Annotated in this window: 2 protein-coding genes; one reads left to right on the top strand and one right to left on the bottom strand. The window is 65.2% G+C overall.

Annotated elements, in window-relative coordinates; all coding sequences use genetic code 11:
• On the top strand, positions 1–885 hold an 885-nt coding region (locus tag EN884_RS36965; protein WP_128361177.1), incomplete at its 5' end, for a hypothetical protein.
• Here the strand turns inward: EN884_RS36965 and EN884_RS36960 are convergent.
• Positions 863–996: DUF1491 family protein (locus tag EN884_RS36960; RefSeq protein WP_128361176.1), on the bottom strand; the 134-nt coding region annotated here is incomplete at its 5' end. The genes EN884_RS36965 and EN884_RS36960 overlap by 23 nt on opposite strands.

The raw sequence follows: 996 nt of genomic DNA, 5'->3' as shown, positions 1-996 counted from the left end.
TTCAAGGAGGTGTCCGTCGAATCCCGCCGTTACGTGGCAGCCGCCCTTTCCGAATGCGAATACGCACCCGCCGCCCTGGTGCGCCGTCTTTGCGAGGAACCGGTCGACATTGCCGCGCCGTTGCTCATCCGCTCACGCGCCGTCAGCGACATCGATCTCATCGCCCTGATCGGGCGACATGGCCTGCCGCATGCGCGTGCCATTGCGCGCCGCAAGGGCTTGAACCCGACCATTGCTGACCTGATCAGGGCCCTCGAGAGGCCAACCCTGGTGCGCGCGCCGGACCCGGATGCGAACGCCGCTGGGGCAGACAAGATCGCGCCAGCGAGCGCGGATACCGCCTCCGGCGAGCCAGCCCGGGAACAGACACTCGGCATCGCGGCCGAGAATGCACGGCGCAGGCTGCGCTCGATGATGCGCACCGGCGACGAGAAGACAGCGACCGCCGAGCCTTTCAAGGGCGCCGACACCTATATGAAATTGCGCGAGACAGCGCTGACGGGAAACGCCGCGTTCTTCCAGACCGCGCTCGCCGATGCGCTCGACATCGATTTCGAGACCGCGCGATCGCTCACCGCCAACCAGAATTATGCCTCGCTGCTTGTCGCCTTGCGCTCGCTCGACCTCAGCGAAGACAGGGCCTTCCTGGTCACGGTTGCCGTCTATCCCAGCCAGTTCCCGCACCCGCAGGCTATCCGGACTTTCCTCGACCGCTACCGGCTGCTGCATCGCGAGGCGGCCCAGGACAAGATGCGGTCGTGGAGAGCGGAAATCCTTTCAAGGGTGGTTCGCGGCGCAGCACCTGCCAACAGCGATACACGCACCGCTTCGAACAGCGACGATGCGGCGGCTTCTTCCGGCCTCAGGGCGTCTTCACGGAAATAAGCTCCTCGACGGGCACGGCACCGGCCTCGATTTCGACCACCCAGATGTCGGGATCGAATTTTTTCTCCCGTTCCAGCCTGGCTTCGAGCACCGCGGGATCGTCACCAGCTC

It is taken from the genome of Mesorhizobium sp. M7A.F.Ca.AU.001.01.1.1 (assembly GCF_004022735.1).
Classification (GTDB): domain Bacteria; phylum Pseudomonadota; class Alphaproteobacteria; order Rhizobiales; family Rhizobiaceae; genus Mesorhizobium; species Mesorhizobium ciceri.
The sequence above is the reverse complement of the archived record's forward strand: the minus strand, read 5'-3'. Positions and strand labels throughout refer to the sequence as shown.